15 protein-coding genes are annotated in these 21,037 nt (G+C 38.7%); 4 read left to right on the forward strand and 11 right to left on the reverse strand.

The annotated features are described in order from the left end of the window. Positions 1 to 22: 22 nt before the first annotated feature. The 3 genes from ACSBFT_RS18720 to ACSBFT_RS18730 all read left to right on the forward strand — a co-directional run bounded on the left by ACSBFT_RS18720 (position 23) and on the right by ACSBFT_RS18730 (position 3,963). Positions 23 to 379 (forward strand): hypothetical protein, encoded by a 357-nt coding sequence (locus tag ACSBFT_RS18720; RefSeq protein ID WP_463046384.1) that lies wholly within the window; start codon positions 23 to 25, stop codon positions 377 to 379. 144 nt (positions 380 to 523) lie between these two features. Then, positions 524 to 3,490, forward strand: a complete 2,967-nt coding sequence (secDF, locus tag ACSBFT_RS18725) for a protein translocase subunit SecDF (protein WP_489601994.1) — start codon at positions 524 to 526, stop codon at positions 3,488 to 3,490. A gap of 134 nt (positions 3,491 to 3,624) precedes the next feature. Then, the gene (locus ACSBFT_RS18730) at positions 3,625 to 3,963 is read left to right on the forward strand and encodes a zinc ribbon domain-containing protein YjdM (RefSeq protein WP_489601995.1); all 339 of its coding nucleotides are present in this window, start codon (positions 3,625 to 3,627) and stop codon (positions 3,961 to 3,963) included. Between the two features lie 69 nt (positions 3,964 to 4,032). Here the strand turns inward: ACSBFT_RS18730 and ACSBFT_RS18735 are convergent, their stop codons facing one another. Continuing rightward, positions 4,033 to 5,622 (reverse strand): purple acid phosphatase family protein, encoded by a 1,590-nt coding sequence (locus ACSBFT_RS18735; protein ID WP_489601996.1) that lies wholly within the window; start codon positions 5,620 to 5,622, stop codon positions 4,033 to 4,035. A 175-nt stretch (positions 5,623 to 5,797) separates the two neighbouring features. Continuing rightward, a complete protein-coding gene (locus tag ACSBFT_RS18740; RefSeq protein WP_489601997.1) occupies positions 5,798 to 6,400 on the reverse strand; it encodes a porin family protein in 603 nt (200 codons plus the stop codon). Between the two features lie 345 nt (positions 6,401 to 6,745). Here ACSBFT_RS18740 and ACSBFT_RS18745 point away from each other — a divergent pair, with 345 nt between their 5' ends. Then, a complete protein-coding gene (locus ACSBFT_RS18745; RefSeq protein WP_489601998.1) occupies positions 6,746 to 7,975 on the forward strand; it encodes an MFS transporter in 1,230 nt (409 codons plus the stop codon). Positions 7,976 to 8,048: 73 nt separating this feature from the next. On the opposite strand, the gene ACSBFT_RS18750 is transcribed toward ACSBFT_RS18745, so the two are convergent. The 9 genes from ACSBFT_RS18750 to ACSBFT_RS18790 all read right to left on the reverse strand — a co-directional run bounded on the left by ACSBFT_RS18750 (position 8,049) and on the right by ACSBFT_RS18790 (position 21,025). Continuing rightward, positions 8,049 to 9,404 (reverse strand): NAD-dependent succinate-semialdehyde dehydrogenase, encoded by a 1,356-nt coding sequence (locus ACSBFT_RS18750; protein ID WP_489601999.1) that lies wholly within the window; start codon positions 9,402 to 9,404, stop codon positions 8,049 to 8,051. A gap of 53 nt (positions 9,405 to 9,457) precedes the next feature. After that, positions 9,458 to 10,435 carry a C45 family autoproteolytic acyltransferase/hydrolase gene (locus tag ACSBFT_RS18755; protein ID WP_489602000.1) on the reverse strand — a complete coding sequence of 326 codons (978 nt, stop codon included), beginning with the start codon at positions 10,433 to 10,435 and terminating at the stop codon, positions 9,458 to 9,460. A 2-nt stretch (positions 10,436 to 10,437) separates the two neighbouring features. After that, positions 10,438 to 11,931: a biotin carboxylase gene (locus ACSBFT_RS18760; protein ID WP_489602001.1), complete on the reverse strand. Its 1,494-nt coding sequence runs from the start codon at positions 11,929 to 11,931 to the stop codon at positions 10,438 to 10,440. Positions 11,932 to 11,956: 25 nt separating this feature from the next. Further along, positions 11,957 to 14,677, reverse strand: coding sequence for an aminotransferase class I/II-fold pyridoxal phosphate-dependent enzyme (locus ACSBFT_RS18765; RefSeq protein ID WP_489602002.1), 2,721 nt, complete (start codon positions 14,675 to 14,677; stop codon positions 11,957 to 11,959). A gap of 71 nt (positions 14,678 to 14,748) precedes the next feature. Further along, positions 14,749 to 15,621 carry a carbon-nitrogen hydrolase family protein gene (locus ACSBFT_RS18770; protein ID WP_489602003.1) on the reverse strand — a complete coding sequence of 291 codons (873 nt, stop codon included), beginning with the start codon at positions 15,619 to 15,621 and terminating at the stop codon, positions 14,749 to 14,751. Between the two features lie 53 nt (positions 15,622 to 15,674). After that, entirely contained in the window at positions 15,675 to 16,994 is a 1,320-nt protein-coding gene (locus ACSBFT_RS18775) for an aspartate aminotransferase family protein (protein WP_489602004.1), read from the reverse strand. Between the two features lie 287 nt (positions 16,995 to 17,281). Continuing rightward, positions 17,282 to 18,076, reverse strand: a complete 795-nt coding sequence (locus tag ACSBFT_RS18780) for an AAA family ATPase (protein WP_489602005.1) — start codon at positions 18,074 to 18,076, stop codon at positions 17,282 to 17,284. Positions 18,077 to 18,082: 6 nt separating this feature from the next. After that, a complete protein-coding gene (gene dxs / locus ACSBFT_RS18785; RefSeq protein ID WP_463046398.1) occupies positions 18,083 to 20,014 on the reverse strand; it encodes a 1-deoxy-D-xylulose-5-phosphate synthase in 1,932 nt (643 codons plus the stop codon). 99 nt (positions 20,015 to 20,113) lie between these two features. Beyond that, positions 20,114 to 21,025 carry a rhomboid family intramembrane serine protease gene (locus ACSBFT_RS18790; protein ID WP_463046399.1) on the reverse strand — a complete coding sequence of 304 codons (912 nt, stop codon included), beginning with the start codon at positions 21,023 to 21,025 and terminating at the stop codon, positions 20,114 to 20,116. Between the last annotated feature and the right edge of the window lie 12 nt (positions 21,026 to 21,037).

Below are 21,037 nucleotides of genomic sequence, written 5' to 3' on the forward strand. Positions count from 1 at the left end.
ATTGTAGATTTGCCGCTTATATATGAAACAAAACCGTCTTATTATTAGAGCGTTTGGCGTTATCATGAGCATTTTTATGCTCAGTGCCGTGCTATCTAAAGACCTGATAAAACATCAGGTTGTGACGGAATCTACTGTTCAAACAGGGCAAGGAGATGATGATTCTGGAGATAAGCAAACTTACTTAAGTGAGTTTTCGTCTCAAGTAGTTATTCCTTCGCATGCTTTTAGTTTTACAAATGACATTCTATTTCTGGTAAGCCCGGAAATTAAAATTTTGCCTTTGGCAGAATGGGCTAATAGTTTCATTCAGCCTGTTTTTAGGCATTCCTATTTCGATAAGCTTTTCGAACTACACATAGCCATTAATGCACCCTGATAGTGCTTATTAAACGATTGTTTATTCTAACAATTCGTTTTCAATCCAGATTTTATTAAAAAACATTCATTCCAGGAATCCGAATGCCCCGTGGTTTCCTAAACAAAAAAAAGTCTTTCAAATGGGGCGAGACAATTTAACAATATGAGAAATAAAGGTGGAGTATTGACGCTGGTGGCCATATTCATGGCGGTTAGTATCTATTATTTGGTGAGGACCTACAAGGCCAACAGCATAAGAAACGACGCAGAGGCGTATGCAATGGACGCGGACGGTAATGTAAACAGACAAGAGAAACAAAGATATTTGGATTCTCTTTGGAAGCAGCCAGTATTTTTTGGAACTACTTTAGAGGATCTTACAAAGCAGGAATTAGGTTTAGGTCTTGACCTTCAAGGTGGAATGCACGTTATTCTTGAAGTTTCTCCTAATGATATCGTGAAGTCATTGGCTAGTGGTTCAAGAGACCCGCGAGTGGCTCAGGCTATTGAAAATGCCACGGTGAAGGCAGTGACAAGTTCAGATCACTTTGTAAATATTTTTGCTAGTGAGTTTAAAGCTTTAGCACCTAATGTTTCTTTAGCGAGAGTATTTTCAAATTCTTCTAATAGAGGCGAACTTGGCCTTAACTCTTCAGACGGGGAAGTTATCAGATACATTAGAGATGAGGTGGACGGTGCTTTTGACAGAGCATTTAATATTATTCAAACGCGTGTAGATAAGTTTGGTGTAGCTAACCCAAATCTTCAGAGACTTCCAGGAACAAACAGAATTCAAGTAGAGCTTCCTGGTATTGATAATCCGCAACGTGTAAGAAAATTATTATCTGGTGCTGCTAAATTAGAGTTTTGCGAAGTTTACGAGCCACAAGAAATTGGATCTTCTTTTGAGGCATTCTCTTCTTACTTATCTCAATTAGACTTAGAAGCACAAACAAGCAAACTTTCTGAGTTCGTAAATAAAAAATCTGCCAAGGCTGCTAGCACAGACACTACAAGTGGAAATGATCTAGCTTCTCAGTTATCGGGAAGTGCAGATAGCACAGGATTGCCTTCAGACTCTTTATTGGCAAATAGTACATTCAGTAACTTGTTTATTGGAGGTCAAGGAGGCTTAATGATTAGAACTAAAGATACCACAAGAGTTAATGAGATTTTGCACAGACCGGTGGTTCGTCAGTTATTTCCTGCGGATTTAAGTTTCTTATATGATGTGAAGCCATTTATGAATGAGGGCACTAACGAGGAGTTGGTAAGCCTTTATATGGTGAAAGACTTAGGTAATGCACCTTTAGAAGGAGATGTGATTTCAAATGCTCGTCAGGATTATGATCCTACTACAGGTCAGCCAGATGTAAGCATGCAAATGAACGCTACGGGATCTAGAAAATGGAGAGATTTGACCGCAGCAAATGTGGGTCAGCGAGTAGCCATTATTTTAGATAACTATGTATATTCTGCACCAAATGTGAATCAGGAAATTACGGGTGGAAACTCAAGTATTTCTGGAAACTTCACGCTAGAAGAAGCAAGTGACTTGGCCAACGTTTTGAAAGCCGGTAAGCTTCCTGCACCTACACATATCATTGAAGAAGCTATTGTAGGAGCTTCTGTTGGAGAGAGTGCCGTAAATGCTGGTGTTATTTCTTCTTTGGTAGGTTTGTTGGCAGTTTTGGTTTTTGTAATGATTTATTACAACAAAGCTGGCTGGATTGCTAACCTTGCATTGATCATTAACCTTATTTTATTATTAGGTGTGATGGCCTCTTTTGGTGCGACGTTAACCTTACCGGGTATTGCCGGTATCGTACTTTCTGTGGGTATGGCCGTGGATGCCAACGTACTTATATATGAGCGAATAAAAGAGGAACTGGACGAAGGAAAGCCATTTGCTACTGCGGTAAGAAACGGTTTCAAATTTGCGATGCCATCTATTATTGACTCAAACGTTACCACTTTAATTACCGGTGTTATCTTATTTATCTTCGGTACTGGTTTGGTTTTAGGTTTCGCTACAACCTTGTTGATAGGTATTTTTACTTCTCTTTTCTGTGCCATTTTCATCTCTAGATTGGTGTTTGAGCATTATATCAAGAAAGGTAAAACCATTAGCTTCTTTACTTCTTGGACAGAAAAGATGTTTAAAGACACTAACATTGATTTCGTGAACAAGCGTAAAATCTTCTACATGATTTCTGGTGGTATTATTATAGCCGGTGCTATCTCTATCGGAATTAGAGGTTTTGGTTTAGGAGTAGATTTTAAAGGAGGTAGAACATACGTAGCCAAGTTTGAAAATTCTGTAAAAACAGAAGACGTAAGACAGGCGATGGAAAATGCAGGCTTTAACGCAGAAGTGAAAACTTTTGGAGGCTTTGATCAAGTTAAGGTTACTACAGCTTACGAGATTGACAATACAGACCCAAATGTGGAGCTTCAAATTCAGGAGCAAATAGCTTCAATAGTTGCGGATATTGACGGTAATAAAGGTGAAGTAGTAAGCTCTTCTAAAGTTGGGCCTACTATTGCTAACGATACCATCTGGAACTCTTTAAAAGCCATTCTGTACTCATTGATATTGACCTTTATATATATCTATTTAAGATTCCGAAGTGTGGCCTTTAGTTTTGGAGCCGTTGTTGCGGTATTCCATGACGTTTTGGTAATACTTGGTATCTTCTCTATCTTCAATGGTATCCTTCCTTTCTCTTTAGATGTTGATCAGGCTTTTGTGGGTGCGGTATTAACACTTATGGGTTATTCAATGAATGATACGGTCGTTGTTTTTGACCGTGTTCGTGAGTACCTAAATGATAAGAGCAAAGCCAAAGAGGATATTGTTAAAGTTATCAATAACGCCTTGAATAGCACTTTGAGTAGAACGGCCGTAACGGGTATTGCTACTTTGTTAGTATTGCTTATTCTTTTGATTTTTGGTGGAGAAACTATCCGTGGATTTATCTTCGCCATGTTCTTAGGCGTAATTGTAGGAACATATTCTTCACTATATATTGCTGCTCCTATCGTAGTTGATGCGATGCAAAGACAGCTTTTAAGAGAAAAAGATGCGGGACTTAAAGCTGCGGAAGTAGCTGTAGTTGGTAAGAAATAAGAAGAATTCGTATTTGATATTAGGCGGCCTGTGTTGATATTATCAATGCAGGTCGCTTTTTTATTGGAGCAAAACCTTATGAGCACACTTTCTAAAAAGGTATCTTTGTAGCTCAACGAAAATAAAAAATCCCTATGAGCGAGTTTCCACCATGTCCTAAATGTAAATGCGAGTATACGTATCCTATGGACAGTTTATTAGTCTGTCCAGAGTGTTTTCATGAGTGGAATCCCTCAGAGCTGTCGGAGGAAGAGTTGGCGAGTCAGATTCTTGATTCCAATGGGAATGTCCTTCAAAATGGAGATAGCGTGGTGGTAATCAAAGATTTGCCAGTAAAAGGTGCTCCAAAGCCTGTAAAGGCGGGCACTAAGGTTAAAAATATTCGTCTTACAGATGGCGACCATAACATTGCTTGTAAGATAGATGGTTTTGGTGCTATGGGACTGAAATCAGAGTTTGTAAGGAAAGCTTAGAAAAGCCTATAAATAAAAGACTCCCTTCCATGCCGGAAAGGAGTCTTTTGTGTTTTGTTGAGTTCTGACTTATTCGGCAGTATGGAACGATTTGGTTTCAGACCAGTCGCTCCAGTTAAGGCTTTGGTCTCTGTATCTTACTCGCCAAAAATACTTTTTATTAGGACTAAGTCTTTTGGTTTTTTCATCTGTTAAATCATCATTTTTCTGACGATTCTCTAAATAATACCAGTTCTCAGATTGTTTCCAGCTGTCAAAAATTGGGTTTTCGAAGTTTTCGTTGTCGGCTATTTGCCAATTGGAAGCGGCATGTGTGGCGGTTTCAAAAGTACTTTTAAAAGGGCCTGCTTTTAGCAATGTTCCTGTAATGGCTACGGTCTCATTATTTGGAGATAAGGCCATAGGTGCTGAAGGTTTTCTTTCTTTCTTGTAGATCGTTATTTGATCTGTTTTCTCATTGTCTCTTAGCAGATCTTCGTTTCCTCTACTAATTCTTTTAATGGTGAATTTTGGATTTTCTTTATCTCCGTCTACTTCCACCATTACAAAGCCGTATTCGTCTTGAGTGACGGTAAATTCATCATAATCTCTACCTTCAAATTCACCCCAATTGTCAATGGCACCGCCGGCGGATGCTACGTTTATCCAAAGGTGTTTGTGATCTTTAGATTGCCCTCTAGAATAACCATGCGTATGCCCAAAAAAGTGAATACTTGGCTTACCCGTTTTGGTTGAAAAGTTTTCTAGCATTTTAACCACTTTGCCACTAAAATCTTCTTCACCAGGAATCCAAAGTTCAGATTTGAACGGATGGTGCAGCTGGGCGAAAACAAAGTCAATAGCCTCGTTTTTGGCGGTTTCTTCTAATAGTTTTTGCAGCCATTCATATTGCTCTTTACTATCTCTGTAGCCGTCGTTGGAGTTTAACCCTATTATTCTTGTGTTACCATAATCTTTAAACCACCAGTGTTCTGAATATCCAGGGGTGCCGTTTTCCGGAAGACTAAAATATTTGAAGTAGAATGTTGCGTTTCTTTCATGATTTCCTAGGACTGGATATACCGGAACTTCTGAAAAAAGCTTTTCCGCGGGGTTAAAGAAATCATTTTTCCATTGCTCGTAGACTGTTCCCCTATCCACCAGATCTCCAGGTATTAAAACCATGGCCAAGTTATTTGGAAGGCTGCCATCAAATTCTTTGTTGAGATATTGAAGGATACCATCGTTAACCACTTCTAAAAACTTGTCTGGGTTCTGGTTGTCTTTTTGCATATCGCTCATGGCAATGATATTGAAGGACTCATTGTCAGAGGGGAATGGGGGTGTTTTGAACTGGTAAATATCCGATACCAGTTTTCCCGTTTTCACTCGGTAATAATAGGTGGTAAAACGCTTGAGTTCTTTTAACTTGACTTCATGTATTCTGGATTCACCAAAATTCACATCGAAGGCTATTCCTGTGGCTTTGCTGCCCAGTTTAGGAGTGATCCCATATTCTACGATGCTTTCTTCGCCCGAAGACGTTTCCCACATTATTTTTATGGAGATGGGCTCTGCATCCTGTAAATAAGGTTTTACCAGAAAACTAGGATTGTTTGTTTGGGATATCCCTAAAAAGGGAATAAGTAGAAGGAGTATTAAAAAGCTTTTTGTCTTCATGAAGGTTTTGGGTCTTGTATATATGAGCCCAATTTACAGCTTTCTGTCCTTAAAATCGAAGTAGAAATGTGCTAGTGGTATTAAGTTTAGGTAAAGAAACCTCGCTGGTTATGTTTTCTTGACTAAATAAAACTGATCCACAAGCACCATGTGCCTGTGAATCAGTATATTAAAATTAGTTGACTGGGAAACTAAGCCCAAGGTTCAAACCAAGGTTTTGGTTTTTAATATTGATAATATCCGTTTTGTAGATGTTTGCAAAACTACCGCCGAAATAGAATTCTGTATTTAACCACATTTTAGGATTAAGCTTCCAGTTAAAACCTGCAGCGGCTTTACCTCCAATATCTACACTCTTAAAGTTTTCTTTAGAGAAGTTGTTTCCACTGGTGTTTGAGCCAGAAGCTCCAGCTAGAAAGCCTAAATATGGCCCAACCATAATTTTAGGTCGGAAGTCGTTTCCTTTATCATTTAGATACCAAACACCATAAACAGGAACTTGGAAGTAATGCATCTCTATTTGATCTACTTTGTTTTCAAAGTTTGATCCCATTTGTGAATAAAATGCCTCCACTTTAAGTCCTAAGTGCTCGTGTTTAGAATGATTCAAAAACACCCCTAGGTTGGCTCCTGTTTTGAATGAGCTAAGCGGAAAGTTGGGAATACTAGATCCATTAATACCTATCATTGGCCCCCAAGAGGTGTCTTGTGCAACAGCGTATTTTGGTAAAGAAATTAGCGTTAGCAGGACGGCAGCCATTGAAAATAGCGTTTTCATAATTTGTTTTATTTTAGTTTGAAAAGACTCTCTAAATGTTTGTTCCCGCCTTAAAAAGTAGGGATATGTAGAAAGAATGACACAGTTTCACGTTTTCTTAAATGCCTATGCTTTAAGAAACCCTAGAGCACTAAAACGTATTTGGTCTAGCACTAAATAAATTTCATCATAGCGGACTAAACAATTAAAACTTACCTTCGCCTTTTTAGGAAGATATAGAAGTGTTTTTTTGCATACAACATGAATATCTACCTCAATTATAATAATTGTTACACCGTATTCTTGAAGCGGCATTATCCAGTCATTAAGGGTTCTTAATACCAAGTCAAGCTTTTAAAATTACTAATGGAGAAAGAAAGTGTTTTCACTCGCTATCAGGTATTCATGATTGCTATTTTGGCCTTTATTCAATTTACTGTCATTTTAGATTTTATGGTATTGTCGCCTTTGGGTGCCATTCTTATACCAGAAATGAATATTACTACTGCTCAGTTTGGTTGGGTGGTATCTGGTTATGCTTTTAGTGCGGGTGTGTCAGGTATTTTGGCCGCAGGTTTTGCGGATAAGTTTGATCGTAAAAGGTTGTTGCTTTTCTTTTATGTCGGCTTTTTGATTGGAACAGCTTTATGTGCCTCTGCAAATACCTATCTCATGCTTCTTGCCGCTCGAATTTTCACGGGTGTTTTTGGAGGCGTAATTGGTTCTATAGGTTTTGCTATTATCACCGATATATTCGAGCTTAAAGTACGTGGAAGAGTAATGGGTTTTACCCAAATGGCTTTTGCAGCTTCGCAAATTCTAGGCTTACCCATAGGGCTATATTTAGCAAACAATTATGGCTGGCATTCTAGCTTTTGGATGATTGTTATAGTGGGAATTTTGGTAGGCATAGTCATGGTTTGGAAAATTAGACCAATAAACACACACTTAGAAGCCAATAAAGGTCAAAACCCAATTAAGCATTTATTCAGTACCATTTCAAACCCAGATTATATCAAAGTCTTTTTGGCTACTACTTTGCTAGCCACAGGTGGCTTTATGCTCATGCCTTTCGGCTCTACTTACGGAATTAATAATCTCGGAATCACTTTGGAAGAGCTGCCTTTGCTTTACGGAATAACAGGCGTTTTTACCATAGTTTTTGGCCCAATTCTAGGCAAAATGTCAGACAAGTACGGAAGACTCAAAGTCTTTATATTTGGGACGGTTTTAGGAATTATCTTGGTGGGAATTTACACCAACTTAGGTGTGACACCTTTCTGGGTCATTTTGGTGCTAAATATCATTTTGTTTTTAGGCATAAACGCCCGAATGATATCCTCTTCCTCACTTATAACCGCCATTCCTGATTTAAAAGATAGGGGAGCATTTATGAGTATTAACTCATCCGTTTCTCAAATTTCTGGAGGAATAGCTTCCGCCATAGCAGGTATGATAGTGGTTCAGCGTACTGATGGTTTTGTAGAAAATTATCCTTTATTGGGCGGTGTAGTGATAGCTTCCATGATAGCCTCAGGAGCTTTAATGTTTGGTATTAACCGTCTAGCGGAAAAACGAACGAAGGAGCAGTCTTAGGTTACAACACCCTTAAAAACACTTCGGGATTATCTAAAAAAGATTTAGTTAACTGAAAGTGCTCTTTTTCCTCTCACTTTATATAAACGGTCTTAATATTAACAAACTCCAAAATTCCTTCTTTAGAAAGTTCACGCCCAAAACCAGATTTTCCTGTACCTCCAAAAGGTAGCCTTGGGTCTGACTTCACCATATCATTGACAAAAAATGCTCCGTCGGGAATCAATTTAATATACTCTTTTACTTTAACTAAGTCTCTGGTGAATACACTGACTCCTAGTCCAAATGATGTGTTTTTAGCTATTTCAAAGGCTTCCTCCGTGGTTTTAACTTTACAAATAGGAGCGATTGGGCCAAAAGTTTCTTCTTGAAAAACAGGCATATTGCAAGTTACATCCGTTAGAATTGTCGGTTGAAAATAAGCTCCCTTAATTTCGCCGCCTAAAGCTAAATTGGCTCCCATTTTTAAGGAAGATTCCATTTGAATTTTAAGTGAATCCGCAAAATCGGCTCTTGAAAGTGTTCCAATCTTTGTGTCTTCTGCCAATGGATCACCAGATTTTAATAGGGATACTTTTGCAATAAATTTTTCTACGAATTCGTCATAAACATCTTCTAGTATAATAAACCTTTTGGCCGCAATACAGCTTTGTCCTGCATTCATAAAACGTGCATTAACAGCGATGTCGGTTGATTTATCAATATCTGCATCAGCCAAAACGATAAAGGCATTACTTCCGCCCAATTCCAGTAAAGATTTTTTAATATTCTTACCTGCAACAGCGGCTACTGCAGCTCCAGCCCGTTCACTTCCAGTAAGTGTAACGGCCTTGATTATAGGATTTGCTAATATAGCTGTGACCTTATCGTGATGGACAATTAGATTTTGAAAGACACCTTTAGGCAAGCCTGCCTCTTTAAAGATTTCTTCAATATGTGTGGCAGAGCCAAAGACATTGGCTGCATGTTTTAATAAGCCCACATTACCTGCCATAAGTGTAGGAGCGGCAAAACGAAACACTTGCCAAAAAGGGAAATTCCATGGCATAATGGCCAGAATACAACCCATAGGCTCGTGTGAAACGAAGCTTTCTTGGGCATCGGTAGAAATATGTTTTGTGGCTAAAAAAGATTCACTATGCACTGCATAATATTCACAGACCCAAGCACATTTGTTTACTTCGCTTCGCGACTCAGAAATCGGCTTTCCCATTTCTAAACTAATGGTCTGGGCATAGATTTCTAAATTTTTCTTAAGAATTTGAGCTGCATTTTGTAGAATAACAGCTCGTTGAGTAAATGTCCAGTCACGCCAATCTTCAAAGCTGGTTTGACTGTTATTAATAATGTTTTTTACTTCTACTTCTGAGTGCTCGATGTAGGTAGCTAAAACTTGATTATTGTATGGATTGACAGACTGGAATTTCATGTTTCTAAAATTATTTTTCGTTAAACTGCTTGTAATTATGGATTCCAAGGCGTTTAATAATTGGGTTTGTTGAATTTCTTGGTATAAATTTTTTCTGTAAAACTATGCGTGCTTTGATCTAAGATATGTCCTTCCCAAAAAAGCTTCATGGATAAACTCCACGGTCGATAAACGGAGGTATATAATGTGACAAAGGAGTTTTCTGGTTTATAAACAAATAATGGGGGCACGGCAAATGCATTCAATAAGTTTGTTTCCGTTTGGTTGGGCACATTCATGTTCGCTATAAGCGTATCAATTCTTTCTTGAGAAGAGGTCATCAATGCATAGTTTTCCCACTCTACCACTTGCTGATGGTTGGTAGCCGCCTTATCTCCTGTAATTAATGGAATCTGATTAGGGCCTACATAAACAGTACTATAGTCTGCGTGTTTGTCTATCATGGTAATGTTATAGGCCATATGTACGGGTAAATAAGATAGTTTTTGGCGAGCCTCTTCTACTGAACGGCACGTTTCTAACAAATACCTAATAACTATTGGAATACCGAACCCTACTCCCCTTGCCTTTTTACCACCAAAAGCCAGCGAAATGGCCAAGCCACTAGCATTAATTCCATCCAAAAGACCCCAGTTGCAGTCCGACATTCCAACGATTGGCTGCAACCAGTTGGTACGGAGCATAGCACCTTCAAAGAGAGCGGGATTGTAGTCATAGTTTCGTATCAAAACGGGCTCTTTTTCTACCCATACCATTTGACTACATGCCGCCAAATAGGGAGGCGGACAATACATACTTAAATACCTAGCGGACAGGTCATCGCCTCCGGCTAATTGGCACAGTTGCCTGTAAATGGGCATAAGCTCAGGCATAAATTTTTCTAACTCTATAGAACTGGTCAAGTATCCAGGCCGAGCAGACGCTCCCTCCATCAGGAACCAATCTCTATAAAAGGGCCAAGATTTGTGAAAAACTTGCTGCCATTTAGCCCCTGGTTTTTCTTCATCAATACAATTTAGTGAGATCAGCATATTTACATGAGCTTAAAGCCAGCAATTTCGGCCACCTTATTGTGTATTTCTGGGGTATCAATTGTAGGAACTGATTTATATGCTGCTTTAATGGCCGCTATCCAAGCTTTCGCTTTTTCATTTAACTGAAAATCTTGGGTCATAAATCTACCTCTCATAACTAAAATACCCATATCAGCACCTTCGTATAGATAATCTCCTTTTTTGCTAATTCTCAGATAGAATGCTTCGTCTTCGCTTTCTACAGCCCTACGGTGAGTATCCATTCTGTCATAGGAAATTTTCTTATCTGCGGTCATTTTCCATATTCCAGATTCAGGAGCACTTGTTACTAATTCTACATTGTCTTCTACATGCTTAATTACCAACTGACTCCAGTCATCTATATTATCTTTATCTGACCATCTAGTATTTATTTCATCTACATCAAGTTCATAGGGCTGATTCATGTATTCGAGCGTATGAAACATAAACAATGGGGCATCAGCCAAGGCAAAAAGTGCATGGTTGGTAATAGAACTGGCCCCTGTAACTCTCGGGTTTAACTCTCCTAAGTAGATTTCTTGATTGTCTTGATCTATTAAAAAGTCAAGCTCAAAATACCCTTTATATCCTTCCTTAATGAGTTGGTCACCAAAACGTTTCGTATACTTTCTGGCCTTTTCTTGAACACTGTCAGGGAAAATGTTACCTGATATTTCATTTCCACACCAGCCGCCTTTGTATGGGGTAAGTTCTTTAAAACCTACAAGCTCTGTCATAAGTGGAGCCACAATGGTACCATGCTGAGTAACACAAGCCTCTATGGCGGCCCCTCTGCAACGGATGCACTTCATGATTTTCACTTCGTCTTCACCTTCTATTTCTTTAGCATTCTTGTTATAATCTTCCTCATTATTGATAAAGTACGTGGTGTGACCCGAATCTCCAAAAGGGAGCTGAATCACTAACTTTTCCCCAAGCTCCCTAGACACTTCCCTCATTTGGGTATAGTTTTCTACTTTAGAAAGAACATATGGCACGCAAGCCACATTTGCTTTTTCTGCAATCCTATTGGTGTTTACTTTATTATCTAAGGAGCTTCGAAGCTTTGCTGAGGGAAAGCAAATCTCTAGTCCAAGCTTTTCTGCTAGTTTTTCGGTTTTTTCATCGAACATCAAAAACAAAGCTTTTCCAACTTTTCCATTTACTTTTCTAGAGTTGATATAATCTACTACCTCTTTATGTTCTAGCATGTAGTTGTTAATATCTTCTATGCTTTGAAACTCGTCATGTGGAGTTTCTTCTATAGGCGAGAAAACGTTGGGATGTTTACCGTCAAAACACTCTATATAGCATATAAACTTGAAGCCTTTAATCCATTCGTCGGCTCCTAATAAATTAAAGTTTGTGGCACTTATGAAATAGATTGGCGTTTCATTTTTATGAAAAAAACTACGTATATCAGATATATTTTTAAGTGTTTTCACAGATGTTGAGGCGTTATTTTTTGACATTCTTATTGTATTGAAATTTCGAAATCTATTTATTAGTTTTTGTAGTGGCTCTTGCATTGTTTTTTGTTGGCTTTGGATTATTTCTATCCAATGCCTTTTGGTTGAAAACTTTAAGCCCTAACTCTGGCCTATAGCCATGAATTTCACTTACATCTAGCTTTATAAAGAACTCTAATATTCCTTTACTTACCACCTGCCCAGGTACTAAAATGGGAAAGCCTGGAGGGTATGGAATCACAAAAGAGGCAGAAACAAGTTCTTGACCGGCGTCTAAAGCCGCTAAAGTGTCCGATAGCTTGATATAAGTATATTGGTCTTCTTTATAGGCTAGAAAATATGCCGCTCTAATATCACCGCCCGGTACCCCTGTTACGGCTTGAAAAGAAGAATGAAAACTACTAAAATGAGGAAGTGGTGGCACGTCCTTAGTAAGGGAAACGATTTGTGCTTGGGCTATTTTAGCTTCTTGGTTATTCAGGGCTAAGGTATCTTCATCAAGCTGCTTTGCAATTTTGAGTAGTGCTCCAATTAAGTAGGTAATAGATCCCCTTGTGGTACCAATATTTGTCATAAACAAAACGGTATTTCTTGATGTTTTATTGATTTGAATACCAAACTGATCCATCAAGTAGCGGTTTTTAAAGGTATCGCCGTCCATACCTGTTTTACCTATATATAAATTGATTTTGGTGGGGTCAAGAACAAACTCGTCATTTGCCCAAGCTTTTTCCATATTACTATTTCCTGTTTCGGCCTCGAAATAATGGTCTATGCCCGATGTCCTGTATTGCTCAGGAATTATATCTTTTACGGTAAGAATGTCGAAGTACTTTTTGAGACTTGGATGTTCGTTTATTTTAACCCTTAGAATCATAGCCATTTCAAGGCTTTTTTCTACAAGTTCAAATCCTTCAAATTGTACCTGCCTACGCCCAGCATCCAGCGAAGCCAAAATTTGATAATTGGGGGAGGTAGAAATGTGTGTCATATAAGCCTCATGAAAGGCATCTTCAGCTTTTCGTTTAAACTCTTCATCATGAATATGAATCATAGAGCCCTGCCTAAATGATGAAAGCGTTTTATGTGTTGATTGGGTAGAATATACACGGACTTTAACCTGATCAGGGTCTGGCATTGTGGCCAAAACGGGGTCTTTTTTTGCTTTTAATTCTGCATATTTAGACTTGTATGCTTCGCTATGATATTTTTTTCGAAGCTTTTGGGCATTATACATTGCTGTCCGTTGCTTATAATTATAAGTAAAGCCAGCAAAGCCAAACCAAGCCTCATCCCACAGAAAAACAATATCAGGTTTAATAGCCAATACAGCCTCCATGACTTTTTCTACATTATATACCAAGCCATCGAATGTACAATTGGTAAGTAAAAGCATTTTGACTTTATGCAGCATGCCAGCGGCTTTCAATTGCTGAAGTTTGTCGATGATGGTTTTGGTAGAAACAGCCCCATACATGGAATATTCTTCCAAAGAATAGGAATCTAAATAGACTGGATACGCCCCCGCGAGCACCATGCCGTAATGGTGCGACTTATGGCAATCGCGATCAACAAGAACTAAGTCTTCTGGTTCAATGAGGGCTTGAACTACTATTTTGTTGGATGCCGAGGTGCCATTGGTTACGAAGTAGGTATGTTCCGAGCCAAAGGCTTTAGAAGCTAACTCTTGGGCCTCTTTCAGCGGACCCGTAGGCTGTAAGAGCGAATCTAACCCTCCCGTGGTAGCCGAAGTTTCCGCCAAAAATAAGTTTCTGCCATAGAACTCTCCAAAGTCTTTGATCCATCCCGACCTAAAGACAGAGTTTCCTCTAGATATTGGCATGGCATGAAAGACAGAAGTTGGCTTCTGACTGTACTCTCTTAAAGCGGTGTAAAATGGTGTTTTATACCTTTCTTTTATACCCCTTATTATACTAAGATGAAGCTCTTGAACATCTTCCTTCCGGTAAAAGATTCTCCTAAAATTGTTTAACGAAGTGTCGTCTATTTCACTTACGGCTGTATCGGTAACGTAATATATGTCAAGTTCAGGACGTAACTCTTTGATGAGGTTTGCCAGAATTATTCCCAAGTTTGTTTCAGTCTCCGTCTGGAATTTATGTTCGTATAATTTCGAAATAAAGGGATTTATGAAATCTAATTTGTTTTTGGACTTGAAAGGAACGCCATATCTTATTATACAGGATTGGATATTGTAATTGAATAAAATAGCAATCAATGCATCCTGAAAAGTTGTAACTGAAAGTAAATCATAAACCAACTTGTCATTACTCCCCCTCATTTGATGGAACTTATCTTTTATTCTTTCTTCATCCCTTTCGTTGAGGTTATCTACCATTAACACCTCAAAGTAATTTTCATTAAATTCATTTGCGGGCTCTTGAGTTTTCTTTTTTGTGTTTTTTGATTTCTTATCTAAATCTCCGTCTCTGTAAGATTCACTAACCAGCATTCTTATGTTATCGCTTACACTATTTGTAAGGGCGGTATATTCTTTTCTTTCAAGCATTTGTTTAAGCAACTGCATGTTATCTTTGCCTGGAAAGGACCAATAGGATTCTATGAGTTCAAGGTTTTTAAGATCAGCTATAACATCGTTTTTAATTGCTAAGCGTTCAACTTTGGATTTAACCAATTTTTGAGTACTGTTTTTGAGGTGATTCCAAGTGTTAAGTCGCAATTGGGAAATATTGAAACAATCTTTATTATGTGTTATAGAAATAGACATGATATTGGGGTTATTTTTAAGCTAAGCTTGAATAGGCTTTTCTATTAAGAGATAGATTTGATCTTTTGGCCTCATTTGTCAGGCTTAAGTGCATTTTTCGAATGTTTTTTTAGTTCACTCAGTGTGTTTAAATAGGGCAGGGCTGTGTCTTTTTGGTATATCTCAAACAATACTTTATTATCCCTAAAGCTTTTTAAAGGTTGTCCCAGCCTAAGTACTCCTAATTCTCGGCTTCTTCTTACTCGTTCAATATCAATTTCAATGGGAATCATTTCTTCAGACGTACCTGCTTGATAAATTATTCTTCCATCGGGACCACAAATAATTGAGCGTCCATTACCGCCATCTCCTAATCCATTAATATCAACTACAAAGCATTGTTGAATGGCTGCCGTAGCTTGCACGTTCACAAGCTCGATATCCCTATCAATAGTACCGGTTAAAGTGGGGTGAATGATGACTTCTACGCCTTTAACAGCTAAGGTTCTAGAAGTTTCAGGAAACCACATATCGTAGCAAATGGAAAGGCCAAACTTCCCAACCTCTGGCACATCAAAAATCATAAATTCGCTTCCTGCTGTGACGCCTTCTTCGTAAGGGTAAAATGGAAACATTTTATCATATCTTCCAATCAGTTTACCATGAGGATTTATGACAATGGCCGTATTATAAATTTTATCTTGTTTGTTCGTAAACAAGGTTCCTGGAACCAACCATATACCATGTTTTTTTGCTAATTGCTTAAATTCTTCCTCAATAATGTTTGGAATAGGCATTTGATTTCGGGAAAGTGGTCCGAAGGCACAAAGCTCACTGAAAACAATCATTTGAACCCATGGATATACGGACATCATGATGTCCACTTTTTGTTTCATTACAGCCACATTGCTATGAATTGCTGAAACGTGCATTTGTATGCCACCAATGGCAAAAGTATTACTCATATGTTTTTAAATATTAATCTAGGATTGAGCTAATAATGAAGAAAGTAGAATATTCAAAAGGAAGGTTTTCGATTGGTTATTTTCACTAATTCTTCCTCAATGATATCCAGTCCTTGATAGAGGGTTTCTTCACTTATCGTAAGCGGACTTAAAACTCTGATTACATTTTTATGCGTACCTGCACTGAGAATTATTAAACCTCTTAATAAACAAGCCGCCATTAAATCTTTACATATTTCACTATCAGGAATTTGCGGATTCCTATCTTTAACGAATTCTATGGCTTGCATGGCACCAAGTCCGCGTACATCACCTATGCTAGGACACTTATTCTGCAGAGCAGTAAATCGCTCGTGAACGATATGGGCTATTTTATCAGCTTTGGCGTTAAGGTTCATGTCTTCCATATATTTTATGGTAGCCAAAGAGGCCGCACAACAAACCGGATTACCTAAGTAGGTGCCGCCAATAGTTCCGGGCTTTGCAGCATCCATAATCTCTTTTTTTCCAATAACAGCTCCTATGGGCATTCCTGAGCCCATAGACTTGGCCCAAGTGGAGAGGTCTGGCAAGACATTATAATGTTCGTAAGAAGCCCATTTGCCTGTGCGGCAAAAGCCAGATTGCACTTCGTCGAAAATTAATACAATACCATGCTCATCGCAGAATTTACGGAGTCCTTTGATGTATTTTTTAGGTGCTGGATTAAATCCGCCTTCTCCTTGAACAAGCTCCAGAATTATGGCGGCTACATTATTTGGGTCAACTAAGTTTTTCGTAGACTCATGAAGTCTTTTTAGCTCATGGTCAGAAAACTCATCTTCTGTCATTCCATCACCATATCTATAAAAGTTGGGAAAGGGTAGCCTATATACTTCAGGAGCAAAGGGGCCACAATCAATCTTATAATCGATCTTTGAGGTAAGTGTCATACCCATCATTGAGCGTCCATGAAAAGCATCGGTAAAACAAATGACGGCCTCTCTTTTTGTGGCTTGTCGAGCTATTTTGATGGCATTTTCTACAGATTCTGCTCCTGTATTGGTAAGCATGGCTTTGGTTTCCTTTCCATGAGGAAGTAAGTCAATTAGCTTTTCGCATAAGGCTATATAGGGTTCATAAATTGAAATATGAAAACAGGAATGAATGAGTTTTTCAGCTTGTGCTTTTATAGCCTCTACTACTGGAGGAGGGCAATGTCCAGCATTTAAGACGCCTATTCCTCCACCAAAATCGATGTATGAATCTCCATCATAGTTTTGAATGGTACTGTTTAGAGCTGATTTGACGGAGGATTTGACGAAAATTCCTACACCGTTAGATACGACTTTTTCACGACGATCGAATAATTGATCAGTAATTGTTTTTGACATAAATTAATATAAGTATAAGACATAAGGACACTAATGACCTATCATAAGCCATCGCTTAAATTGAGATACAAATAGCCCTGAATCGGGTAAAACTGGAAGATTCCCAAACGTAGAAGAATACCTTATTTACAGGTTAATATTTGGGGCTCAAAAGTGAAGCGTTAGAATTAAATTCTAAAACTTTTGTACTATATCAATATACTGAAAAGATGTCAGTAAACCTAATTTCTGATGTTAAACTAGTGAATATGAATGATTAAGGCTTAAAAAATTAAATCAATGCGGCTTCACAACTCCCTCAAATACACCTCAGGATTATCCAAAAAACTTTTAGTTAACTGATAATGCTCTGTCTCCTCATAAGCAATAGGAGCTATTTTCCCATCTTTAAAATGTAGTATTTCGGCTTCTGGGATGGCCATGATAATGGGGGAATGTGTGGCTATTATAAATTGAGCATCCACATCATTTACTTTTTGACGGATAAGTGAAATTAAAGATAGTAATCGCGTAGGAGAGAGGGCTGCTTCTGGTTCATCTATGAGATAAACACCGGTTCCGGTTATTCTAGAAAGGAAAAATTTAAGGAAACCTTCGCCATGGCTCATGGCATCTAAGTTTTCACCGTAGCGGTCTATAAGTTCTTGGCGTTCTTCTTTGATGTATTTGGTTGCTAAGTAGATGTCCCCGACGGTCCAAGTATCTTCTATTTCTGTTATTTCGGAAGTAAGTTCGGCTATTTGTCGCTGTATATTTTTAACAAAGCCTATGAAGTCTTCGGCCCTAAGAAAGAATCCTCGGGATGATTTTGTAGTTTGTCTTATGCTAAGGTATTTACCCAGTTTTCTGGCATTTTCCAGCATGGGGTCTAGTTCCACGCTCGCCGTACCTGCAACGGGCACATTAAGTTTATAGGCTATGGCCTCTAGTATGGTAGATTTTCCAGCACCATTTTCTCCGACAAAAAACGTGATGTTTTTGTTGAATATTATAGGCTCCAAATCTTTGATAAGTGGGAGTGTAAAAGGAAATTCTTCTTCTTCTGGGAGGTTTCTTAAACTTACAGACTGTAAGTGTGGCATTTTAATCTAGACTGCCGTTTTTACAGTTTCCATTTCAAGGCAAGCTCTTTTGATCCCGTCTTGGTCAAAACCACATTCGGCTTGAAGTTCTTCTTGCTCTCCATGCTCCACCAGTCTATCAGGAATACCTAGTCTTTTTACCTGAGCAGTATAACCATGGTCTATCATAAACTCCAGTACCGCAGAGCCCATGCCTCCTTGTAAGCAGCCATCTTCTACAGTGATCACTTTTGAGAACCTACTGAACACTTCGTGTAAAAGGGCTTCGTCAAGCGGTTTAACAAAACGTAAGTCGTAATGAGCGACAGACAGTCCTTCTTTTTCCAATTCATTGGCAGCAGCTAAAGCTTCATTACCAATATGACCTATACTTAAAACAGCGATATCTTCACCATCTTTTACTTTTCTACCTTTTCCCACTGCTATTTCTTGCATTGGAAGTTTCCAGTCTACCATCACTCCTTTACCTCTTGGATATCTGATGGTGAAGGCCTCTTTACCAGACTGAATCTTGTCAGACTGAGCCGTAAACATTAGGTTTCTCAGCTCTTCTTCGTTCATAGGAGCAGATACTATCATGTTTGGTATACAACGCATGAAAGCCAAATCATAAGCTCCATGGTGTGTAGGGCCATCTGCACCCGCAAATCCAGCTCTATCTAAACAGAAAATAACGGGTAAGCCTTGTAAGCATACATCGTGAATGACTTGGTCATAGGCACGCTGCATGAATGTAGAATATATATTGCAGAAGACCGTCAGTCCTTTTGTGGCCATTCCGGCAGAAAAAGTAACGGCGTGCTGTTCTGCTATGGCGACATCAAAAGCCCTATCAGGCATGGCGTCCATCATGATGTTCAGGGAAGAACCCGATGGCATAGCAGGTGTAACACCTACAATTTTACTGTTCTTTTCGGCTAGTTCCACTATTGTTTTACCAAAAACCACTTGATATTTCGGTGGTTGAGGTGTAGGTGAATTTACTTGTTTTATTTCACCTGTCAGCTTATCAAAAAGACCTGGAGCGTGCCATTTTGTTTGGTCTTTCTCCGCTGGCTCGTAGCCTTTGCCTTTTTTGGTGATACAATGTAAAATTTTAGGACCTGGAATGTTTTTTAGGTCTTCCAGAACATGCACCATGTGGTCAATGTCATGACCATCTATTGGCCCAAAATATCTTAAATTTAATGCTTCAAAAAAGTTGCTGTTGCCTAGAACAGCTCCTTTCATGGCATTTTCTATTTTCTTTACGATTTCTCTGGCACTCTTACCAAAGTGGCTCATTTTACCTAATAGATTCCAGACCTCTTCTTTGACTTTGTTATAAGACTTAGAGGTGGTAATGTCTGTCAAATACTCCCTAAGAGCACCCACGTTGGGGTCAATTGACATGCAATTATCATTTAGGATAATGAGTATGTTGGCATCTTTTAAAGAGCCAGCATGGTTCATGCCTTCAAAAGCCAAACCCGCAGTTAGGGCTCCATCTCCAATTACCGCAATGTGCTGAGCATTTTTATCGCCATTGAGATTAGATCCTACAGCCATACCTAAGGCAGCAGAAATAGAGGTAGAAGAGTGGCCTACGCCGAAAGCGTCGTATCTACTTTCTGAGATTTTAGGAAAACCAGATAAGCCTCCATACACACGGTTGGAATAAAATTTATCTCTTCTTTCTGTAATGATTTTGTGGCCATAAGCCTGGTGACCAACGTCCCAAACGAGTTTGTCGTCAGGGGTATTGAATACATAGTGTAAGGCTGCGGTAAGTTCTACCACGCCCAGACTCGCACCAAAGTGTCCTCCGTTTATAGAGACCGTATCAATAATGTATTGACGAAGTTCATCACAAAATTGTGGTAACTGGTCTTTGCTTAGCTTCCTGAGTTCCTCAGGGCTATTTACGGTAGATAGTAATTTGCCGGGTTTAATAAACATAAGGGGTCTTAAACCTTGTAACCGTTTTTATGGCTACATTTTAGTTGTGCCAAATGTACGAAGAAACCCTAGTATTTGGATGTCATAGAATAAAAAAGGCTAAAGCTTGTCGCTTTGTGACGCTTTGTAAAGCCTTTCTTTCTCTTCTAAGGTTAAGCTTTTGTAGCCAGAGATGCCAATTTTATCTAGTAGAGCGTCTACCTCTTCTTGTTCTGTGCTGAAATCTCTCTCTTCGTTTTCGTAAGACAGAAAAGTGCCTACAGTAGAATGGCTGAATTTTTTTGCCGTAAATGGCTTTTGTGGTTTTGGTTTTGAAAGTCTATTAAACCAGTCTTGAACCGCCTCAAACGGAGAGCCTAAGTCTATACCTGTTCTTAGTAGTTTAATATAAAGGTAGCCCAAAAAAGCTCCTCCTAAATTCATGAAGCCATTGGCGGGGTTTATAAAAGAGAAAATTAAGAAGATAACCGCCAGATATTTTATTTTAATACTGAGCCTTCGGAACAAGAACAGTTCATAGTCGGGGATGAGTGTGATGGTGGCAAACATTACGGCGTAAACGGCGGCGGTGGCACCTGAGGCTAATGGAGCCATGTTTACGGAAGCCTTTGTCATGCCTACGAGGTTAAAAATGCTTATGTATGAAATTCCAGCAAAAATATAGCCTAACAAATAGATATTGATAAGCTTTCTATTTCCCAGAAAGTCTTGAATTAAAAAGCCAAACCAATAAAGTGCAATACAATTAAATAAGAAACTGAAAAACGAACCGTTTACAAAACCAAATGTAAAAAGACTCCAAGGGTGAAGAACTAACTCAGGGAGATTGGCATTTAAGTAAATGTTTTGGTCAATAGTAGCGACAATACCACTGGTTTCATCGGACATAGACAGGATAAGCTTTACTGCGAAGTAAGCCACAAACACGAACAGATTTATCAGTATAAGCTGTACACTGGAGCTGTTTCCTTTGCCAAAAGCTTGTCTTATATCATCCTTGATGCTTCCCATTTCTTGTCATAA

This window comes from Arcticibacterium sp. SM2516 (assembly GCF_057914865.1).

What these genes read in the sequence shown, in the direction of transcription:
- ACSBFT_RS18720 (WP_463046384.1), top strand. Translation starts at nt 23, where the DNA reads ATGAAACAAAACCGTCTTATTATTAGAGCGTTTGGCGTTATCATGAGC.
- secDF (WP_489601994.1), top strand. Translation starts at nt 524, where the DNA reads ATGAGAAATAAAGGTGGAGTATTGACGCTGGTGGCCATATTCATGGCG.
- ACSBFT_RS18730 (WP_489601995.1), top strand. Translation starts at nt 3,625, where the DNA reads ATGAGCGAGTTTCCACCATGTCCTAAATGTAAATGCGAGTATACGTAT.
- ACSBFT_RS18735 (WP_489601996.1), bottom strand. Translation starts at nt 5,622, where the DNA reads ATGAAGACAAAAAGCTTTTTAATACTCCTTCTACTTATTCCCTTTTTA.
- ACSBFT_RS18740 (WP_489601997.1), bottom strand. Translation starts at nt 6,400, where the DNA reads ATGAAAACGCTATTTTCAATGGCTGCCGTCCTGCTAACGCTAATTTCT.
- ACSBFT_RS18745 (WP_489601998.1), top strand. Translation starts at nt 6,746, where the DNA reads ATGGAGAAAGAAAGTGTTTTCACTCGCTATCAGGTATTCATGATTGCT.
- ACSBFT_RS18750 (WP_489601999.1), bottom strand. Translation starts at nt 9,404, where the DNA reads ATGAAATTCCAGTCTGTCAATCCATACAATAATCAAGTTTTAGCTACC.
- ACSBFT_RS18755 (WP_489602000.1), bottom strand. Translation starts at nt 10,435, where the DNA reads ATGCTGATCTCACTAAATTGTATTGATGAAGAAAAACCAGGGGCTAAA.
- ACSBFT_RS18760 (WP_489602001.1), bottom strand. Translation starts at nt 11,931, where the DNA reads ATGTCAAAAAATAACGCCTCAACATCTGTGAAAACACTTAAAAATATA.
- ACSBFT_RS18765 (WP_489602002.1), bottom strand. Translation starts at nt 14,677, where the DNA reads ATGTCTATTTCTATAACACATAATAAAGATTGTTTCAATATTTCCCAA.
- ACSBFT_RS18770 (WP_489602003.1), bottom strand. Translation starts at nt 15,621, where the DNA reads ATGAGTAATACTTTTGCCATTGGTGGCATACAAATGCACGTTTCAGCA.
- ACSBFT_RS18775 (WP_489602004.1), bottom strand. Translation starts at nt 16,994, where the DNA reads ATGTCAAAAACAATTACTGATCAATTATTCGATCGTCGTGAAAAAGTC.
- ACSBFT_RS18780 (WP_489602005.1), bottom strand. Translation starts at nt 18,076, where the DNA reads ATGCCACACTTACAGTCTGTAAGTTTAAGAAACCTCCCAGAAGAAGAA.
- dxs (WP_463046398.1), bottom strand. Translation starts at nt 20,014, where the DNA reads ATGTTTATTAAACCCGGCAAATTACTATCTACCGTAAATAGCCCTGAG.
- ACSBFT_RS18790 (WP_463046399.1), bottom strand. Translation starts at nt 21,025, where the DNA reads ATGGGAAGCATCAAGGATGATATAAGACAAGCTTTTGGCAAAGGAAAC.